Source organism: Streptomyces sp. NPDC007084 (assembly GCF_040703595.1).
Lineage (GTDB): Bacteria > Actinomycetota > Actinomycetes > Streptomycetales > Streptomycetaceae > Streptomyces.
Genome location: NZ_JBEYFY010000003.1, coordinates 89,935 through 107,999 on the forward strand (window position 1 = coordinate 89,935; position 18,065 = coordinate 107,999).

The 18,065-nt window shown below is 72.8% G+C and carries 15 protein-coding genes; 5 read left to right on the forward strand and 10 right to left on the reverse strand.

Features of this window, described 5'->3' with window-relative positions:
* The first annotated feature begins 116 nt into the window (after positions 1–116).
* Positions 117–569, forward strand: coding sequence for an ATP-binding protein (locus AB0912_RS03975; protein WP_366696354.1), 453 nt, complete (start codon positions 117–119; stop codon positions 567–569).
* Here AB0912_RS03975 and AB0912_RS03980 read toward each other — a convergent pair.
* The 3 genes from AB0912_RS03980 to AB0912_RS03990 all read right to left on the reverse strand — a co-directional run bounded on the left by AB0912_RS03980 (position 526) and on the right by AB0912_RS03990 (position 4,559).
* Entirely contained in the window at positions 526–1,995 is a 1,470-nt protein-coding gene (locus AB0912_RS03980; protein WP_366696355.1) for an amino acid permease, read from the reverse strand. The genes AB0912_RS03975 and AB0912_RS03980 overlap by 44 nt on opposite strands.
* Positions 1,996–2,100: 105 nt before the next feature.
* Complete coding sequence (argF, locus tag AB0912_RS03985) at positions 2,101–3,108, reverse strand: ornithine carbamoyltransferase (RefSeq protein ID WP_366696356.1); 1,008 nt, start codon at positions 3,106–3,108, stop codon at positions 2,101–2,103.
* Positions 3,109–3,335: 227 nt separating this feature from the next.
* Positions 3,336–4,559, reverse strand: coding sequence for an arginine deiminase (locus AB0912_RS03990; RefSeq protein WP_366696357.1), 1,224 nt, complete (start codon positions 4,557–4,559; stop codon positions 3,336–3,338).
* A 164-nt stretch (positions 4,560–4,723) separates the two neighbouring features.
* Between AB0912_RS03990 and AB0912_RS03995 the strand changes: the two genes are divergently transcribed.
* The gene (locus AB0912_RS03995) at positions 4,724–5,803 is read left to right on the forward strand and encodes an SPFH domain-containing protein (RefSeq protein ID WP_366696358.1); all 1,080 of its coding nucleotides are present in this window, start codon (positions 4,724–4,726) and stop codon (positions 5,801–5,803) included.
* Complete coding sequence (locus tag AB0912_RS04000; RefSeq protein ID WP_366696359.1) at positions 5,800–6,693, forward strand: hypothetical protein; 894 nt, start codon at positions 5,800–5,802, stop codon at positions 6,691–6,693. Before AB0912_RS03995 ends, AB0912_RS04000 begins: the two co-directional genes overlap by 4 nt.
* A 367-nt stretch (positions 6,694–7,060) precedes the next feature.
* On the opposite strand, the gene AB0912_RS04005 is transcribed toward AB0912_RS04000, so the two are convergent.
* From AB0912_RS04005 to AB0912_RS04015, 3 genes are all read right to left on the reverse strand, one after another.
* Positions 7,061–9,610 carry a polynucleotide kinase-phosphatase gene (locus tag AB0912_RS04005; RefSeq protein WP_366696360.1) on the reverse strand — a complete coding sequence of 850 codons (2,550 nt, stop codon included), beginning with the start codon at positions 9,608–9,610 and terminating at the stop codon, positions 7,061–7,063.
* Positions 9,607–11,184 (reverse strand): 3' terminal RNA ribose 2'-O-methyltransferase Hen1, encoded by a 1,578-nt coding sequence (locus AB0912_RS04010; RefSeq protein WP_366696361.1) that lies wholly within the window; start codon positions 11,182–11,184, stop codon positions 9,607–9,609. The genes AB0912_RS04005 and AB0912_RS04010 overlap by 4 nt, the downstream gene beginning before the upstream one ends.
* Positions 11,185–11,527: 343 nt before the next feature.
* Positions 11,528–12,217, reverse strand: coding sequence for a TetR/AcrR family transcriptional regulator (locus AB0912_RS04015; protein WP_366696362.1), 690 nt, complete (start codon positions 12,215–12,217; stop codon positions 11,528–11,530).
* Positions 12,218–12,315: 98 nt separating this feature from the next.
* Here AB0912_RS04015 and AB0912_RS04020 point away from each other — a divergent pair, with 98 nt between their 5' ends.
* Positions 12,316–13,029: an SDR family oxidoreductase gene (locus AB0912_RS04020; protein WP_366696363.1), complete on the forward strand. Its 714-nt coding sequence runs from the start codon at positions 12,316–12,318 to the stop codon at positions 13,027–13,029.
* 206 nt (positions 13,030–13,235) lie between these two features.
* Here the strand turns inward: AB0912_RS04020 and AB0912_RS04025 are convergent, their stop codons facing one another.
* Positions 13,236–14,225: an alpha/beta hydrolase gene (locus AB0912_RS04025; RefSeq protein WP_366696364.1), complete on the reverse strand. Its 990-nt coding sequence runs from the start codon at positions 14,223–14,225 to the stop codon at positions 13,236–13,238.
* Positions 14,226–14,545: 320 nt separating this feature from the next.
* Here AB0912_RS04025 and AB0912_RS04030 point away from each other — a divergent pair, with 320 nt between their 5' ends.
* A complete protein-coding gene (locus AB0912_RS04030) occupies positions 14,546–15,469 on the forward strand; it encodes an LLM class F420-dependent oxidoreductase (protein WP_366696365.1) in 924 nt (307 codons plus the stop codon).
* A 217-nt stretch (positions 15,470–15,686) separates the two neighbouring features.
* On the opposite strand, the gene AB0912_RS04035 is transcribed toward AB0912_RS04030, so the two are convergent.
* The 3 genes from AB0912_RS04035 to AB0912_RS04045 form a co-directional block, all read right to left on the reverse strand.
* Positions 15,687–16,166: a DUF6099 family protein gene (locus tag AB0912_RS04035; RefSeq protein WP_366696366.1), complete on the reverse strand. Its 480-nt coding sequence runs from the start codon at positions 16,164–16,166 to the stop codon at positions 15,687–15,689.
* Between the two features lie 327 nt (positions 16,167–16,493).
* Entirely contained in the window at positions 16,494–16,826 is a 333-nt protein-coding gene (locus tag AB0912_RS04040; protein WP_366696367.1) for a nucleotide pyrophosphohydrolase, read from the reverse strand.
* Positions 16,823–18,022, reverse strand: coding sequence for an ATP-binding protein (locus tag AB0912_RS04045; protein ID WP_366696368.1), 1,200 nt, complete (start codon positions 18,020–18,022; stop codon positions 16,823–16,825). The genes AB0912_RS04040 and AB0912_RS04045 overlap by 4 nt, the downstream gene beginning before the upstream one ends.
* Positions 18,023–18,065: the final 43 nt, after the last annotated feature.

Here is an 18,065-nt window from a genome sequence, read left to right on the forward strand (position 1 = left end):
AAGGAACCCCGGGCGGCCCGGGGACAGAGTGGTGGATGTCCGGAGAAAGCCCGCCGGGCACGTTCGCCCGACAGCGCCGTACCATTCCTAAGGTTGTAAGCAGGACAGCCTGCTCCATGAACGGACCCGCCTTGCACGACACCCCCGCCCCCGCCTCCTGGCGCATCGCGCTGCCGCACTCCGTCGCGGCCGTGCCCGTCGCCCGTGCGCTGGTCCGCACCGCCCTCGCCGAGCTGGAACACGCGGCCGACAGCGACACCGCCGAGCTGCTCACCGCGGAGCTGGTCGCGAACGCCGTCGAGCACACCGCGGGCGACGGTCCGATAGAGCTGGTCGTGGAGCTGCTGCCGACCGGCTGCCAGGTCGAGGTGCACGACCCCGACCCGGCGCCGCCCGGCGATCTCACCGTGCCGCACCCGGCCGAGCCCGACCCCTGGCAGGAGCACGGGCGCGGGCTGCTGCTGATCCGCACCCTCAGCTCGTCCTGCGGGCACCGCCCCACCGGCTCCGGCAAGGCGGTCTGGTTCAGACTGCCTGTGGTTCCCGCTCAGCGGCGTCCGCTGCCGTGACGGCCTCGGCGTCCGGCCCGGCGCCGGCCCCGGTGCGGGCCAGCCGGGAGTTGCGGCGCCCGTAGGCCACGTACACCAGGAGCCCGGCCGCGAGGAACGCGGCGAACTGGAGCCAGGTCGTCCAGCCGGTCTCGTACATCAGGTAGAGGCAGAAGCCGACGCCGAGCACCGGTACGACGGGGTAGAGGGGCACCCGGAAGGTGCGGGCGAGGCCCGGTTCGCGGCGGCGCAGGGCGATGACCGCGATGTTCACGGCCGCCATCACGGCCAGGGTGCCGATGGTGCACAGGTTGACCACGGAGTCCAGGGACGCGAAGGCCGCCGGGAGCGCGAAGACGAGCGCGACGATCAGGGTGCCGGCGACCGGTGTCGAGGTCTTCGGGGAGACCTTCTCGAAGACGCGCGGGACCAGGCCGTCGCGGGACATCGACAGCAGGATGCGGGTCTGCCCGTACATCACGGCGAGCACCACGGAGGCGATGGCGACGACCGCGCCGAAGGCGATCACTCCGCCGCCGACGGTGGAGCCGGTGACCTCGTTGACGACGTAGGACAGTGCGGCGGGCCGGCCGCCGACCTTGTCGCCGCCGATGGCGCCGATCGCGGCGAGGGCCACGGCGCAGTAGAGCAGGGTGACCACGCCGATGCAGACCAGGATGGCGATGGGGATGTCGCGGCGGGGATTCTTGGCCTCCTCGCCGGCCGTGGTGATCGCGTCGAAGCCGATGTAGGAGAAGAACGCGGCCGTGGTGCCGGCGCCGATGCCGCCGAGTCCGGCGGGCGAGAACGGCGTGAGGTTGCCGTCCTTGAAGGCGCTGAACCCGATCGCGCAGAACACCACGAGCACGACGAGCTTCAGCACCGCCATGGCGGCGGTCGCCCGGGCGCTCTCCCGGACACCGCGCACCAGCAGGACCGAGGCGAGCGCGATGACGACGACGGCGGGCAGGTTGACGATCCCGCCGTCGGAGGGACCGGCGCAGAGCGCGCCGGGGAGCTGGTGGCCGGTGAGGCTCTGGAGCAGTTCGTTGACGTACTGGCTCCAGCCGACCGCGACGGCCGACAGGGAGACGCCGTACTCCAGGAGCAGGCACCAGCCGACCAGGAAGGCCGCGCTCTCGCCGAGTCCGGCGTAGGCGAAGGAGTACGAGGAGCCGGAGACCGGGATGGCGCCGCCCAGCTCCGCGAAGGCGAAGGCGGTGAAGACGCAGGTGATCGCGGCGAGGACGAAGGAGACGACCACGGCGGGTCCGGCCTGGGCGACCGAGTCGGAGAGTCCGACGAAGATGCCGGTGCCGACGATGGCGCCGACGCCGAAGCAGATGAGCTGGAAGAGCCCCATGGTGCGCTTGAGTCCGTTGCCTTCGAGGTCGGCGCCGGACTCGGCTATCAGGTGAGCGGGGGACTTGACGCGGGGAGCGGGCATGCGGGGTGGTGCTCGTTTCTGGTGGTGCGGGTGCGACGGGGTGGGTCGCGCGACAGGCCCCGGAAGGGATGGTTCCGAGGCCCGCCGGACATCGTACGGAGGATTTCAGGCCAGCGTGGCGACCAGGACGGCCTTGATCGTGTGCAGCCGGTTCTCCGCCTGGTCGAAGACGACGGAGTACGCGGACTCGAAGACCTCGTCGGTGACTTCCAGCGAGTCGAGGCCGTAGGTCGCGTGGATCTCGCGGCCGATCCCGGTGCCGAGGTCGTGGTAGGCCGGGAGACAGTGCAGGAAGCGGACGTCGGCGTTGCCGGTCAGGCGCAGGACGTCCATGGTCACGGCGTACGGGGCGAGGGCGGCGATGCGCTCGGCCCACACCTCCTTGGGCTCGCCCATGGAGACCCACACGTCGGTGGCGACGAAGTCGGCGCCCCGCACCCCCTCGGCGATGTCCTCGGTGAGGGTGACGCGGCCACCGCTCTTTTCGGCCAGCTCGCGGGCCTGCGCGACGATCTCCTCGGCCGGCCAGTAGGCGCGCGGGGCGGCGATCCGGACGTCCATGCCGAGCAGCGCGCCGGTGACCAGGTAGGAGTTGCCCATGTTGAAACGGGCGTCACCCAGATAAGCGAAGGCGGTCTCGCCGAGCGGCTTGGTGCCGTGCTCGGACATGGTGAGGACGTCGGCCAGCATCTGGGTGGGGTGCCAGTCGTCGGTGAGGCCGTTGTAGACGGGCACGCCGGCGTAGGCGGCCAGTTCCTCGACGGCGGCCTGGCTGTCGCCCCGGTACTCGATGGCGTCGAACATGCGGCCGAGCACCCGCGCGGTGTCCTTCACGGACTCCTTGTGGCCCATCTGCGAGCCGGAGGGGTCCAGGTACGTCGTGGAGGCGCCCTGGTCGGCGGCGGCGACCTCGAAGGCGCAGCGGGTGCGGGTGGAGGTCTTCTCGAAGATCAGCGCGATGTTCCGGCCGGTCAGGTGCCGGGTCTCCGTCCCGGCCTTCTTGGCGGCCTTGAGCCCGGCGGCCAGCTCGACCAGGCCGAGGAACTCCTCGCCGGTGAAGTCCAGCTCCTTGAGGAAGTGGCGGCCGGCGAGGGCGGTCGGGACTGTCGCCATGGGGGCGCTCCAGGGATCACGGGACGGACGGGGACAGGGACGATTGGAATTCTATACGACGCCTGACATTTATATACGGCCCGGTGTTCGACCTCACCTGTGGCCCCCGCCCGGGGAGGACCGGCCCGGGGAGGTCCGGCCCAGGGAGGTCCCGCCCGGGGAGGACCGGGCCGGAGAGGACCGACCCGGAGAGGTCCCGCCGGGAGGCCCCGCCCGCGAACGGCCCGCTACACGGGGTCGCGTTCGACGGGGCAGCTCATACAGCGCGGGCCGCCCCGGCCCCGGCCCAGTTCGCTGCCCGGGATCTCGATCACCTCGATGCCCTGCTTGCGCAGATGCGTGTTGGTCGTGGCGTTGCGCTCGTAGGCGATCACGACGCCCGGTTCGACGGCGAGGACGTTACAGCCGTCGTCCCACTGCTCGCGCTCGGCCGCGTGCACGTCCTGGGTGGCGGTCAGGACCCGGATCGCGTCGAGGCCGAGCGCGGCGGCGACGGCGCGGTGCATGTGCTCCGGCGGGTGGTCGGTGACCTTCAGCTCCTTCTCCCCCACGCCCGGCTCGATGGTGTACGAGCGGAGCATGCCGAGGCCGGCGTACTGGGTGAAGGTGTCGCCGCCGACCATCGTCATCACGGTGTCGAGGTGCATGAAGGCGCGCCGCTTCGGCATGTCGAGCGCCACGATGGTGGTCGCCGAGCCGGCCGCGAACAGCTTGTGCGCGAGCATCTCGACGGCCTGGGCAGTCGTGCGCTCGCTCATGCCGATGAGGACCGCTCCGTTGCCGATGACGAGGACGTCGCCGCCCTCGATCGTGGACGGGTAGTCGGCCTGCCCCTCCGACCAGAGGTTGAAGCCCTCGTCGCGGAAGAGCGGGTGGTGCCGGTAGATCGCCTCGAAGTGCACGGTCTCGCGCTGCCGGGCCGGCCAGCGCATCGAGTTGATGGAGACCCCGTCGTATATCCAGGCGGAGGTGTCCCGGGTGAAGAGGTGGTTGGGCAGCGGGCCGAGCAGGAAGTCGTCCAGGTCCATCACGTGGAAGCGCACGGAGGTGGGCTCGGGGTGCGCGTCGAGGAACTCCCGCTTGGTCATGCCGCCGACGAGGGCCGAGGCCAGCTCGGGCGCCGGCAGGGTCTCGAAGGCGGCGCGGAGATGGTCGGTGGCGAGGGGGCCGTACTCCTTCTCGTCGAAGACCCGGTCGAGGACGAGCGACCGGGCCGCCGGGATCGCCAGCGTCTCGGTGAGCAGGTCCCCGAAGAGGTGGACGGCGACCCCGCGGTCGCGCAGCACGTCGGCGAACCCGTCGTGTTCGGCGCGCGCCCGGCGTACCCACAGGACGTCGTCGAAGAGGAGGGCGTCCTTGTTGCTGGGGGTGAGCCGTTTCAGTTCGAGGTCGGGCCTGTGCAGGATGACGCGGCGCAGCCGCCCGGCCTCGGAGTCGACATGGAATCCCATGACTCCATCCTGACCATCCGGACGCGCGTTCACCCGCGGATCGCCGTGAGGCGCGTCGCATTCATTTCGTCCCCTTGACGATAAGCACTCCTCCGTTTATCGTCTCAGTGACGACAACAGGGAACGAGAGGTCGCCGGAACCCTCCGGCGCCGAGGGGGTACTCATGGCCGACATCACCCGTCGCTTCGGCTGGCGCCATCTGCGCGGGGGCCCGACGGCCCACGTCCGGCACCACCGGTCGGGACAACTGGTGCACGACGGCCCGGGCCTGAGCTTCTGGTACCGCTCGCTGACCGCCGCGCTCTCCGAGGTCCCGGTGGACGACCGTGAGCTGGCGATGACCTTCCACGCGCGGACCTCCGACTTCCAGGACGTCGCCGTGCAGGCCACCGTCACCTACCGGATCAGCGACCCCGCCCTCGCCTCCGCCCGCCTCGACTTCTCCATCGACCCCGACACGGGCGCCTGGCGCGGCACCCCGCTGGAACAGCTCGGCTCGCTGCTCACCGAGACGGCCCAGCAGCACGCGCTGGACGTCCTCGCCCGTACGTCACTGGCGTCCGCCCTGGTCGACGGGGTGGCGGCGGTCCGGGAGCGGATCGCGGGGGGCCTCGCCGCCGAACCCCGGCTGCCCGCGACCGGCATCGAGGTGGTCGCCGTACGGGTCGTCGCGCTGCGCCCGGAGCCCGAGGTGGAGCGCGCGCTGCGCACCCCGGCCCGCGAGCAGATCCAGCAGGACGCCGACAAGGCGACGTACGAACGCCGGGCGGTCGCCGTCGAGCGGGAGCGCGCCATCGCCGAGAACGAACTCGCCAGCCAGATCGAACTCGCCCGGCGCGAGGAGCAGTTGGTCGACCAGCGGGGTACGAACGCCCGCCGCGAGGCCGAGGAGCACGCGGCGGCGGACGCGGTGCGGGCCGGCGCGGAGGCCGCCCGCACGGTGCGGCTGGCCGAGGCGGAGGCCACCCGGTCGCTGCGGCTCGCGGAGGCAGAGGCGAGCCGCAAGGTGCGCCTCGCCGGGGCCGAGGCGCAGGCCGAGCGGGAGGTCGGCGCGGCGCGGGCCGAGGCACAGGCGGCCTGGCTGCGGGTGCACGGCGAGGTGGACGTGGCCACGCTGCACGCCCTCACCGGCACCCGGCTCGCGGAGAACCTGCCGCGGATCGAGAGCGTCACGGTGTCGCCGGACGTGCTGACCGGGCTGCTCGCCAAGCTGGGCAGCGGAGCGGGCGGAGAGCGGGCGTGAGCCTCGCGCCCCGGGTCGTCCTCGTCCATCGCACCAGCGAGTACGAGGAGTTGGTGGCCCGGCACGGTACGCACGGGCAGGCCGCGTTCTTCCTGTCCTCGCGCGGCCGGGACATCGCCGAGGTCGCCGAGCGGCACCGGCGGGCCCGGGAGGCACTGGCCGAGGTGGTCGCCGCGATTCCGCTGACGTGGCGTCAGGCGCGGGTGGAGCGGGCCGATCTGGACCGCTTCCTGTTCGCGCCGGAGGACGTCGTGGTCGTCGTCGGGCAGGACGGGCTGGTGGCGAACGTGGCCAAGTACCTGGCGGGTCAGCCGGTCGTGGGCATCGACGCCGAGCCGGGGCGCAATCCGGGTGTCCTGGTGCGGCACCGGGCCGGGGACGCGAAGGCGCTGCTCGGCTCCGCGTTCACGGGGACGGCGGACGAGCTGACCATGGTCGAGGCGGTCGCCGACGACACACAGCGGCTGGTCGCCCTGAACGAGATCTACCTCGGAGCCGCGGGCCATCAGACGGCCCGCTATCGGCTGGGGCTCGACGAGTACGGGGGTGCCGTCGAGCCCCAGGCCTCCAGCGGGGTGCTGGTGGGGACGGGGACGGGGGCGAGCGGGTGGTTGCGGTCGGTGTGGCAGGAGCGGGGTGGTGGGCCCGCGCTGCCCGGGCCCACCGACCAGCGCCTGCTGTGGTTCGTCCGCGAGGCGTGGCCCTCGCCGGCCACCGGGACGTCCCTGGTGGCCGGCGAACTCAACGGCACCGGGCGCCTGTGCCTCACCGTCGAGTCGGACCGGCTCATCGCCTTCGGGGACGGGATGGAGGGCGACGCGGTCCAACTGACGTGGGGCCAAACGGTCCGGGTTGGCGTCTCCCAGACCCGCCTCCACCTCCTGAACTGAGACCCGGTCACCCGGAGGAGTTCCTTGACCGCGACCCGGCGGGGGCTGGCCAACTACCGGCCTGGTCGCCCCACCAGGGGCGCGGGGAACTACGCGCTCACCCCCCACCGCGAGCCAGCCAACTACCGACCGGCCGCCCCACCAGGGGCGCGGGGAACTGCGCACTCAGCCCCCACCCACGGGCCAGCCAACTACCGACCGGTCACCCCACCAGGGGCGCGGGGAACTGCGCGCTCACCCCCCACCACGGGCCAGCCAACTACCGACCGGCCGCCCCACCAGGGGCGCGGGGAACTACGCGACCAGCCCCCCACCCCCGGCCGACGGCCGACCCGCTGCCCCCGGCCGGGGTGAGGAGCGGTACCCGCTACAGGCGGGGATCCACCGGCTCGGACTCCAGCGCCAGCGTCGCGAACACCGTCTCGTGGACGCGCCAGAGCGGCTCCCCCTCGGCCAGCCGGTCCAGGGACTCAAGCCCGAGGGCGTACTCACGCAGGGCGAGCGACCGCTTGTGGTTGAGGAACCGCCCCCGCAGACGGGCAAGGTTCTCCGGCCGGGTGTACTCCGGACCGTAGATGATCCGCAGGTACTCCCGCCCCCGGCACTTGACGCCGGGCTGCACCAACCGCCCCTGCCCGCCGCCACTCCGCACCAGCGCCCCCGCCGGCTTGACGACCATGCCCTCGCCTCCGCGCCCGGTCATCTCCAGCCACCAGTCGACCCCGGCCCGCACCGACTCCGGGTCCCCGGTGTCGACGAAGAGCCGCCGGGTGGTCTGTAGCAGCCCGCTCCCGTCGTGCTCCACGAGCCGGTCGATCAGGGCGAGTTGGTCCTCGTGCGGCAGCGCGGCGAGGCTGCGCCCCTGGACGGCCAGGATCTGGAACGGCGCGAGACGGACCCCGTCGAGGCCGTCCGTGGTCCAGCAGTACCGACGGTACGCCTCCGTGAACGCGCCCGCGTCCAGGGCCCGTTCACGCTGGCGCGTCAGCAGGTCCCCGACGTCGATCCCCCGGGCGGCCGCCCCTTCGAGCGCCGCCAGGGCACCCGGGAACACCGCCCCGGACGCGGCGCCGACAGCGGCGTACTGACCACGCAGCAGCCCGGACGCCTTCAGCGACCACGGCATCAACTCGGCGTCCAGCAGCAGCCAGTCGGTGTCCAGCTCCTCCCACAGTCCGGCCTCCGCCGCGGCGGCCCGCACCCGGCCGAGGATGTCCTCGGTGACGGCGGCGTCGTCGAAGAAGGGCCGGCCGGTGCGGGTGTAGAGGGACCCGGTGGGACCGTCCACGCCGAACCGCTCGCGCGCCGCGTCCGCGTCCCGGCAGACCAGGGCGACCGCCCGCGACCCCATGTGCTTCTCCTCGCACACGACCCGCCCGACACCGTCCTGCTGGTACTGGGCGAAGGCCTCGAGGGGGTGCTCCAGGTAGCCGTCGACGTGCGAGGTCGCGGTGGGAGCCATGGTCGGCGGCAGGTACGGGAGCAGCCGCGGGTCCACGGCGAAGCGGCTCATGACCTCCAGAGCCGCGGCCGCGTTCTCCTCCCGGACGGCCACCCGCCCGGCGTGCCGGGTCTCGACGGCGCGTCGGCCGTACACGTCCGCGAGGTCCAGCGGCCGGCCCTCGTGCCCGCCCGGCGCCTCGGTGGCGAGCGGCTTGGCCGGCTCGTACCAGACCTTCTCGGCCGGTACGTCGACCAGTTCACGCTCCGGCCAGCGCAGCGCGGTCAGCTTGCCGCCGAACACGGCGCCCGTGTCCAGGCAGATGGTGTTGTTGAGCCAGGTGGCGGTGGGTACGGGCGTGTGGCCGTAGACGACGGCGGCGCGGCCCCGGTAGTCCTCGGCCCACGGGTAGCGCACCGGCAGCCCGAACTCGTCGGTCTCGCCGGTGGTGTCGCCGTACAGCGCGTGCGAGCGCACCCGGCCCGAGGTGCGGCCGTGGTACTTCTCGGGCAGGCCGGCGTGGCAGACCACGAGCCGCCCGCCGTCGAGGACGTAGTGACTGACCAGCCCGTCCACGAACTCCCTCACGGAGGCACGGAACTCCTCGGTCTCGGCGTCCAACTGCTCGATGGTCTCGGCGAGTCCGTGCGTGGGCTGGACCGCGCGGCCCTTGAGGTGGCGGGCGAGCTTGTTCTCGTGGTTGCCGGGCACGCACAGGGCGTTGCCCGAGCCGACCATGGACATCACGCGGCGCAGCACGCCCGGGGTGTCGGGCCCGCGGTCGACGAGGTCGCCGACGAAGACGGCGGTACGGCCCTCGGGGTGCACGCCGTCGACGTAGCCGAGCTTGCCGAGCAGGATCTCCAGTTCGGAGGCGCAGCCGTGGATGTCGCCGACGATGTCGAAGGGTCCGGTGAGGTGGGTCAGGTCGTTGAACCGCCTCTCGGTCACCACCGAGGCGTTCTCCACGTCGGCCACACCGCGCAGGTGGTGCACCTTGCGGAAGCCCTCGCGCTCCAACTGTCTGATCGAGCGGCGCAGTTCGCGGATGTGGCGCTGGATGACACGGCGTGGCATCGCGGCGCGGTCGGCGCGGGCCGCGTTGCGTTCGGCGCACACCTCCTCGGGCACGTCGAGGACGATCGCGATGGGCAGCACGTCGTGCTCGCGGGCGAGTTCGACAAGCTGACGTCGGCTGTCCTGCTGCACGCTCGTCGCGTCCACGACGGTCCGGCGGCCGGCCGCGAGACGCTTGCCGGCGATGTAGTGGAGCACGTCGAAGGCGTCGCCGCTGGCGCTCTGGTCGTTCTCGTCGTCGGCGACCAGGCCGCGGCAGAAGTCGCTGGAGATGATCTCGGTGGGCTTGAAGTGCCGCCGGGCGAAGGTGGACTTGCCGGAGCCCGAGGCGCCGATCAGCACCACGAGGGAGAGGTCGGTGACGGGCAGGACACGCCCCTGGTAGGTCTCGTCGCTCATGCCGCCTTCTCCTCCTTCGCGGTCGGGGTGGCAGTGGTCGGGGTGCGGGTTGTCGGGGTGCGGGTTGTCGGAGTGCCGGTTGGCGGAGTGCCGGTTGGCGGGGTGCCGGGCGTCCCGGCCTTGCCCGGGGTGGGGCCGGTCAGGGTGAACACGGCCATCTGGGTCGGCGGGCCGACCTCGGGGTCGTCCAGGCCGACGGGGGTGAACTCCACGTCGTAGCCGTGCCGTTCGGCGACCGTACGCGCCCAGGAGCGGAACTCCTCGCGGGTCCACTCGAAACGGTGGTCGCCGTGCCGGGCGTGTCCGGCCGGGAGGGTCTCCCAGCGGACGTTGTACTCGACGTTCGGCGTGGTCACGAGGACGGTCCGGGGGCGGGCGGAGCCGAACACCGCGTACTCCAGGGCGGGCAGCCGGGGCAGGTCGAGGTGTTCGATGACCTCGCTGAGCACGGCGGCGTCGTATCCCTTGAGCCGGCGGTCGGTGTAGGCGAGCGAGCCCTGTGTGAGCCGGACGCGGGCGGACTGCCGCTCGCCCATGCGGTCCAGCTTGAGCCGGCGCGCGGCGATGGTGAGCGCGCGCACCGACACGTCGACGCCGACGATCTCGGTGAACCGGCTGTCCTTGAGCAGCGCGTGCACCAACTGGCCCTGTCCGCAGCCGAGGTCGAGGACACGGCTCGCGCCGGACGCGTGCAGCGCGGCGAGGATCGCCTCCCGGCGCAGCACGGCGAGCGGCACCGGCTTCTCCTCGGTGTCGGTCTCCTCGTCCACCGCGTTGTCGATCTCCTCGACGTCGGTGTCGTCGGTCTCGGCGAGGCGGACGAGTTCGAGCCGCTCCAGCGCCTCCCGGGTCAGCGACCAACGCCGCGACAGGTAACGGCTGGTGATCAGCTTCTGCTCCGGGTGGGCGGGCAGCCAGCCCTCACCGGCCCGCAGCAGCTTGTCGACCTCGTCGGACGCCACCCAGTAGTGCTTGGCGTCGTCGAGCACCGGAAGCAGGACGTAGAGGTGCCGCAGCGCCTCGGCGACCGTCAACCCCTCCGACTCCAACTCCAGCCGTACGTAACGGGATTCACCCCACTCCGGGAACCGCTCGTCCAGCGCGATGGGCTCGGCCGACACGGTCCAGCCGAGCGGTTCGAAAAGCGCGCGGACCAGGTCGGCGCCACCGCGTGCGGGCAGCGCCGGCACCTCTACGCGCAACGGCCGCGCCTCGGCGGGCAGTTCGGGCCGGGCCGCGCACTGGCCCCTCATCGCGCTGGAGAAGACGGCGCTCAGCGCGACGGCGAGCAGCGAGGAGGCGGCGTACGGGCGGTCATTGACGTACTGCGCGAGCGCGGCGTCGGACGCCCCGCCGCGCCCCTTGCCCTTGCCGCGCCGGACCAGTGCCACCGCGTCGACCTCCAGCAGCAGCGCGGCCGTGCACCGCTCGGTGGTCGCCTCGGGGTAGAGGACGTGGGCCGTGCCGTAGGACGTCGAGAACTTCTGCGCCTTGTCGGGATGCTTGTGCAGCAGGAAGCCGAGATCGGTCGCCGGGCGCTCTGGGGTACCGCTGGTGCTGATCGTCAGGAACACTGTCGTCTGCCTCGAAACGTCTTCTGGGCTGCGGAAATCCAGGCGGATCGGCGGATGGGCACGCACGGGTGCGCGCCTCTCCGGCGGCGGCTGGTCACAGCGCTTGGCCGACGCGCCTCGGGGATCGCCACCGCGTGCCGTCCCCGGCCTCGCGGCTCCTGGCCACGCCGCGCCGCGGTCGTCCGCAGGGGCGACGCCGGTCTCGGCGCGCCCCCACAACGTACCGCCGACGCCGCAGGTGGGCGCGGGTATTTTTCCGCCGGCGGGTGGGGCGGCGTCGATGGCCGCGCCTGTGACCGGCGGGCGTGGCGACCCGGCGAGGCGGGGCCCGCGAGGGCGGGAGTCAGCCGGAGGTTTCGGAGCTTGCCGACGTGCCCGGCGGGGTGTCCGCCTCCTCGCGTAGGCCTGCCATGTCGAGGAGAGCGCGGGCCATCGTGACGGCGAGGCCGTCGAGTCCCCGGCCCTGCATGACGGCGCGGACGCCCGATCCGTCGAAGGTGACGGTCAGCTCGCGGGCCAGCAACTCGGGGTCGGCGGCGCCCCCGCGCTCCGCCTCCTGCCGGAAGAACGCGGTCAGCGCGTCCTTGCAGCGGCGGGCCACCAGGCTCGCGGGGTGGTCCGGCGCCTTCAGCTCGGCGGTGACGGACACGAAGGGACAGCCGTGGAAGTCGGGGCGCTCGGCCAGTTCCTCCAGGCGCTCGAAGACGTACAGGATGCGCGCCCGCGGCGACCGGTCCCCGGCATCGGCCCCCGCGTACGCGCCGGCGTCGGGCATGAGGAACGACTGGTAAGCGGGCGCGCCGCGCTCCAGGCTCGCCGCCAGCACCTCGTCCTTGCTGCCGAAGAGCTGGTACATCGAGCGCTTGGAGACCCCCGCCTCGCGGCACAGCGCCTCGACGCCGATGCCGACCCCCTCGCGGTAGAAGAGCCCGGCGGCGGCGTCGAGCAGTCGGTCGCGGGGGGTGGCGGCGGCCCGGTGCGTGGCGGCGGTGGCCGGGGAGGACCCCGCCGTGGTCGGTGTCGCCTGTGTCATGTGCCCAGCCTACGGCCTTCGATTGCATTGTGGAAACCGATCGGTTTACAGTTCCCGGAGACGCAGGAAACCGATCGGTTTCCGAAAGGGGAAAGCTCATGACCAGCATCGAAGGTTCCGTGGCCCTGGTGACCGGCGGCAGCCGCGGCATCGGCAAGGCGCTCGTGCGGTCCCTCTACGAACGCGGCGCCGCCAAGGTGTACGCGACCGCCCGCGACCCCAGGACGGTGACGCACCCCGACGCGGTGCCGCTGGCCCTGGAGGTCACCGACCCGGCGTCGGTCGCGGCTGCCGCCGAGCGGGCCCAGGACGTCACGATCCTGATCAACAACGCGGGCGGATCGGGCTCGACCTCGTTCCTCGACTCTCCCGTCGAGGACGTGCGGCGCGAGTTCGACATCAACTTCTTCGGCCCGCTGCTCACCACCCGGGCGTTCGTCCCGGTCCTGGAGCGCAACGGCGGCGGGCACATCCTGACCGTGCACTCGGTGCTGTCCTGGGTGACGGTCCCCGGCACGGACGGCTACAGCGCCTCCAAGTCCGCCCTGTGGTCGCAGAGCAACGCGCTGCGCCTGGAGCTGCGACCGCGCGGCGTCAAGGTCACCGGCCTGCACGTCGGCTATGTGGACACCGACCTGACGGCGGGTCTCGACGTGCCGAAGGTCTCCGCGGACAGCGTCGCCACGGCGGCCCTCGACGGCATCGAGACGGACGCCCACGAGGTCCTCGCCGACGCGTTCACCCGCCAGGTCAAGGCGGGCCTCTCGGGCGACCTCAGCGGCCTGTACCCGCAGCTCGCCGCCCAGCCGTAGGCCACGCGGAGCGGGGCAGCCGCTCGGAGCCGAGACCCACGCGGAGCCGAGACCCACGCGGAGCCGAAGCCCGCGCGGAGCCGAAGCCCGCGCGGAGCCGAGACCCACGCGGAGCCGAGACCCACGCGGAGCCGAGACCCACGCGGACCGGTAGCCCGCTCGGAGGCGTCGCTCATACGCGGCGGCAGCGGCTCGGGCCGTCGTCGCTACGCCGTGACGTCACCGATCGCGTCCAGCCACTCGGTCAGCAGCCGGCCGGTCTCCTCGGGGCGCTCCTGCTGGGTCCAGTGGCCGCAGCCGTCGAGGAGGTGTGAGGAGACCAGGCCCGGCAGGGTGACGGGGAAGGCCTCGATGGCGTCGGCCAGCCAGGTGGTGGAGGCGTCGAGCGCACCGCCGACGAACAGCGAGGGCTGGGTGATCGGGGCACCGTCGTGACCGGCCAGGTCCTCCCAGTCCCGGTCCATGTTGCGGTAGCGGTTGAGCGCCCCGGTCAGGCCGGTGCGCTCGAACTCGGCCGCGTAGACGTCGAGTTCGTCCTCGCCGAGCCAGGCGGGGCGGACACCGGCCGGGAAGCGGTCACGGAGTGTGCCGCCGGGTGCGGCGAAGTGCGGGTCGGGCGCGCCGGGGCCGGGCATCGTGTCACCGGACAGGGCGGCGTAGAAACCCGCGAGCCAGCCGCGTACGTCCGGCTCGATCTCGGCCTCCGCGCGGCCGGGACGCTGGAACCGGGAGACGTAGAACTCCTCTTCGCCGCCCATGCCCGCGAAGATCTCGGAGGGGCGGGGGCCGCCCCGGGGCGCGTAGGGGACGCTGAGCAGTCCCACGGCGCGGAACACGTCGGGGCGCAGCAGCGCCGAGCCGGCCGCGATGTTCGACCCCCAGTCGTGCCCGACGATCACCGCGTGCCGCTCGCCGAGCGCCCGCACGACGGCCACGTTGTCCTCGACCAGCTCGGTCATCCGGTACGCCTCGACGGCCGCCGGCCGGGACGAACGGCCGTAACCGCGCACGTCGACGGCGACCGCGCGGTAGCCGGCGGCGGCCAGCACCGGCAGCTGATGCCGCCAGGAGTACCAGAACTCCGGAAAGCCGTGCACGAGGAGGACCAGGGGCCCCTCGCCCTGCTCCACGAGGTGGATCCGTCTGCCGGGTCCGGGGACCACTCGGTGCGTGAGGTCCGGTGTCTGCTGCGGCATGAGTCCTCCAGGGGCGGGTCCTGCGGCTACGGGCACGAGGGCGGGGCCGTGCGTCGGCGCCTGTGACCGAGCCCGTGCCGACGCCGGAGCTGACGCCGACACCGGAGCTGATGCCGGTGCCGGCCCTGATGCCGACACCGGCGCCGGTGTTGACGCGGGCGTGCGCCAAGATCGCTTTCGATCCTGGTGGAACGCCCCGCCCGGAGCGAGCGATGTTGCCGCTTCGGCAAACGGGACGCGCGGGCCCGCGCGCCGACCCGGTACGACAGGGACAGCGGTTCGCGGCGGGACGGCTGAAGTGACCGGTGCATGATGGATACATGGATCTTCGAGTCTTCACAGAACCGCAGCAGGGCGCGACCTACGACACGCTGCTCCGCGTAGCCAAGGCCGCCGAAGACCTTCGCTACGACGCCTTCTTCCGCTCCGACCACTATCTGCACATGGGTTCCGGCGACGGCCTCCCCGGCCCCTCGGACGCCTGGATCACCCTGGCCGGCATCGCCCGTGAGACGAGCCGCATCAGGCTCGGCACGCTGATGACGGCGGGCACGTTCCGGCTTCCCGGTGTCCTCGCCATCCAGGTCGCGCAGGTCGACCAGATGTCGGGCGGGCGCGTGGAACTCGGCCTGGGCGCGGGCTGGTACGAGGCCGAGCACGCGGCGTACGGAATCCCGTTCCCGAAGGAGAAGTTCGGCCGCCTCGAGGAGCAGCTCGCCATCGTGACCGGGCTGTGGAACACGCCCGTCGGCGAACGGTTCGACTTCGACGGCACCTACTACCAGTTGAAGGACTCCCCCGCGCTGCCCAAGCCGGCGCAGCCGAAGGTGCCCGTGCTGATCGGCGGGCACGGGGCGAAGCGCACCCCGGCTCTCGCGGCGCGCTACGCGGACGAGTTCAACATCCCGTTCGCCTCCGTCGCGGACACCGAGCAGCAGTTCGGCCGGGTGCGGGCGGCGGTGCAGCAGGCCGGCCGCAAGGCCGACGAACTCGTCTACTCCAACGCCCTCGTGGCGTGTGTCGGCCGCACCGACAGTGAGGTGAAGCGCCGGGCGGACGCCATCGGCCGGGACGTGGACGAGCTGAAGGCCAACGGTCTCGCGGGGTCTCCCGCCGAGGTGATCGAGCGGATCGGCCGGTACCAGGCGGTCGGTTCACAGCGGATGTACCTCCAGATCCTGGATCTGGACGACCTGGACCACCTGGAGCTGATCGCCACCGAGGTGATGCCGGGCCTCGACTGACTGGCCCGGAGCCCCGGCCTGGAACCCAGACCCGAGACACGGGACCGAGACACAGGGACCGAGACACGGGACCGAGACACGGGGACCCGAGCCTCCGGAACGGCCCCGGTCACTCCCCGGCACGGTCCGGCCGTCGAGCGGCAGCACCCCGCTCCGGTCGGACCGCCGGCGGCCGGGTCGATCCCGGTCGCCGGAAAGGGGAATCACCGGACCTCCGCTACCCCATCGCCGACCCCCGCTCCACCACCCGTTTCTCGTCCCGGACCGCGAGACGTCTGAGCATTTCCAGGACGCGGTCGCGGGACTCGTCGGCCGCGTCGATCGCTTCCATGCACTGCCAGTACGTGCCCTCGTCGTCCGCCGCGCAGGCGACGCCGACCAGGGCCATGCCGACCTCGCCCAGGAGGGCGCCGAGGCACAGGAGCGACTCGCGCGGGTCGCCCAACTCGGTGAGCCGGGCGGCGCGTAAGCCGCCGGTGCCGAGGGCGGGGGCGCCCAGGATGCCGCAGCCCCGGCCCGCCAGTTCGGTCAACCCCAGGGCCTCGCCCCGGAGTTCGGGCGGCCCGGAGACGGCGAACCGGCTGCCGATCGCCTGGGCCAGGGAATGCGCCTGCCACGCCTCCGCCATCACCTCCGGGGTGTCCCCGCTCTCCGCCAGGGCCCGTCTGCTCGTCACGATGAGCCGCACCGCTTCCATGCGCTGCCCCCGTCTGTCGCGACGCGATCGCACGCGTCCGCCCGAACTCACTGGTTCACTACCCAGAGTGAAGTCGGTTGAGACGAAAAGCCAGAGGAAGCCCGAAATCTGTGGACAACCAGCGAAGAGTTGACGACTGAACGACTCCGGAGAGTGACGAGCGGCTTGGGTGGGCGGGCGCGGCTTCCGTACGGTCCCGGTCCGTACGCCCCGATCCCCGCCCCCGGGTCTCCAGCAGTCCCCTATCCCCGGTCCGCAGGACCCCCGCTTCCCGGTCCGCAGGAGCCCTCGCCCCCGGTCCGCAGGAGTCCCCGATCCCCGGTTCGCTCAGGAGTCGCCGGACGCGGGGAACCTCAGCTCGTTGCGGTCGATCTTCGCGTCGAGCGCGGCCAGCGGGTCGACGCCCAGCACCGCGCAGAACTGGAGCAGATACGCGAGGACGTCCGCCACCTCGTCACGGACGCGGTGCGCCCGGTCCGGGTCGTCCATCACGCGGGCCGACTCCTCCGGGGTCAACCACTGGAAGATCTCCAGGAGTTCGGAGGCCTCCACGCTCAGGGCCGCGACCAGGTTCTTGGGGGTGTGGTACGGCTGCCAGTCGCGGGCGGCCGCGAAGTCGGCCAGTCGGCGTTGCAGCGTCGCTACGTCCAGTTCACTCACGGCGTCAGGTCTACCACCGTCACCCCGGCCGCCCCGCCCAGGCCCGCCACGCCCGCACCCGGCACCCCGGCCGCCCCGAACGCCCGGGCCCCGTCGCTCAGCGCGGCCACCAGCCGGATGTGCCCCCGCTCGCACATCCGCGCCGCCAGCCGCAGCAGTTCGGCGCTCTGCCGCGCGTCCAGCCCGTGGTCGAGGCCGTCCGCGAGGACCGTCAGCGACTGGAGCGCGGCCGGCACCTCGCCCGCCGGGTCGACCTCCAGGACGCCGGGTCCGGTCAACAGGACGAGGGCCAGCGCGAGATAGCGCAGTTCGCCGTCGCCGAGCAGTTCCAGGGGCGTACGGACGCCGTCGCCGCGGTCGAGGAGCCCGCGCACCCGGCCTTCGCCGACCACCTCGGCGAGGACGTCGGTGATGGTCCCGGCGCATCCGGCCCGGACGGCGGCGACGAGGTGGGCGTAGCGGTGGGCGCACTCCGAGCGGGTGCGCCACAGGACGTCGGCGAGGTTCCCGCAGTTCCGCAGGAGCCGTCCGGTGCCCAGCGGGACGGGCAGGCGCATGGCGTGCGGGCTCGGCTCGCAGGCGTAGACGGAGCGCAGCGCGAGGACCGTCTGCTCGGCGGCGGCGAGGACCCGGCACTCCCCCGGGGTACGGCCCGCGACGCGCAGCGGCAGCAGCGCGGTGCCGAGGCGGTCGTCGGGGAGCGGGCCGCGGGTCACCGCGGAGGAGCCCCCGGTGTGCCAGGCCGCCTGCACGGACGGGCGGCCCGGGTCGCGCAGGGCCGTCTCCAGCAGGGTCTGCCCGCCGGCCGTCAACCGCTCGCCCACGATGCGCAGTTCGGGTTCGGCCTGGACGGCGATGTCGAGCCGGACCGGGCCCTCGGGGCCGTCCACCGTGCAGCCGATACGGAAGCCGCGGCGCTGCTGGGCGTCCGGCCGGGCCCGCTCGGGCACGCAGGCGACCGGGTCCGGGAACACCTCCCGGAGTTCGGCGCCGCCGCCGAGCCGGGCGAGCGCCTCGTACGCGCGCAGGGCGGCCGTCTTGCCGCTCCCGCTCGGGCCGGTGACGAGGGTGAGCGGTCCGAGCGGGAACCGGACGCGACGGTGGGCGGCGAACGCGGCGAGCCGCAGCTCGGTGAGGCCCGGGCGCTCGGGGCGGGCCTGCGCCACCGTGGGCGCTTCCGGTGTGGACAGGGTCATATGCGGACGGTAGGGCTCCGCCGGCGGACGAACCGTTCCACTT

Excerpts from the sequence above, each read along its gene's own strand:
- AB0912_RS03975 (WP_366696354.1), top strand. The coding sequence starts at position 117 with ATGAACGGACCCGCCTTGCACGACACCCCCGCCCCCGCCTCCTGGCGC.
- AB0912_RS03980 (WP_366696355.1), bottom strand. The coding sequence starts at position 1,995 with ATGCCCGCTCCCCGCGTCAAGTCCCCCGCTCACCTGATAGCCGAGTCC.
- argF (WP_366696356.1), bottom strand. The coding sequence starts at position 3,108 with ATGGCGACAGTCCCGACCGCCCTCGCCGGCCGCCACTTCCTCAAGGAG.
- AB0912_RS03990 (WP_366696357.1), bottom strand. The coding sequence starts at position 4,559 with ATGGGATTCCATGTCGACTCCGAGGCCGGGCGGCTGCGCCGCGTCATC.
- AB0912_RS03995 (WP_366696358.1), top strand. The coding sequence starts at position 4,724 with ATGGCCGACATCACCCGTCGCTTCGGCTGGCGCCATCTGCGCGGGGGC.
- AB0912_RS04005 (WP_366696360.1), bottom strand. The coding sequence starts at position 9,610 with ATGAGCGACGAGACCTACCAGGGGCGTGTCCTGCCCGTCACCGACCTC.
- AB0912_RS04015 (WP_366696362.1), bottom strand. The coding sequence starts at position 12,217 with ATGACACAGGCGACACCGACCACGGCGGGGTCCTCCCCGGCCACCGCC.
- AB0912_RS04020 (WP_366696363.1), top strand. The coding sequence starts at position 12,316 with ATGACCAGCATCGAAGGTTCCGTGGCCCTGGTGACCGGCGGCAGCCGC.
- AB0912_RS04025 (WP_366696364.1), bottom strand. The coding sequence starts at position 14,225 with ATGCCGCAGCAGACACCGGACCTCACGCACCGAGTGGTCCCCGGACCC.
- AB0912_RS04030 (WP_366696365.1), top strand. The coding sequence starts at position 14,546 with ATGGATCTTCGAGTCTTCACAGAACCGCAGCAGGGCGCGACCTACGAC.
- AB0912_RS04035 (WP_366696366.1), bottom strand. The coding sequence starts at position 16,166 with ATGGAAGCGGTGCGGCTCATCGTGACGAGCAGACGGGCCCTGGCGGAG.
- AB0912_RS04045 (WP_366696368.1), bottom strand. The coding sequence starts at position 18,022 with ATGACCCTGTCCACACCGGAAGCGCCCACGGTGGCGCAGGCCCGCCCC.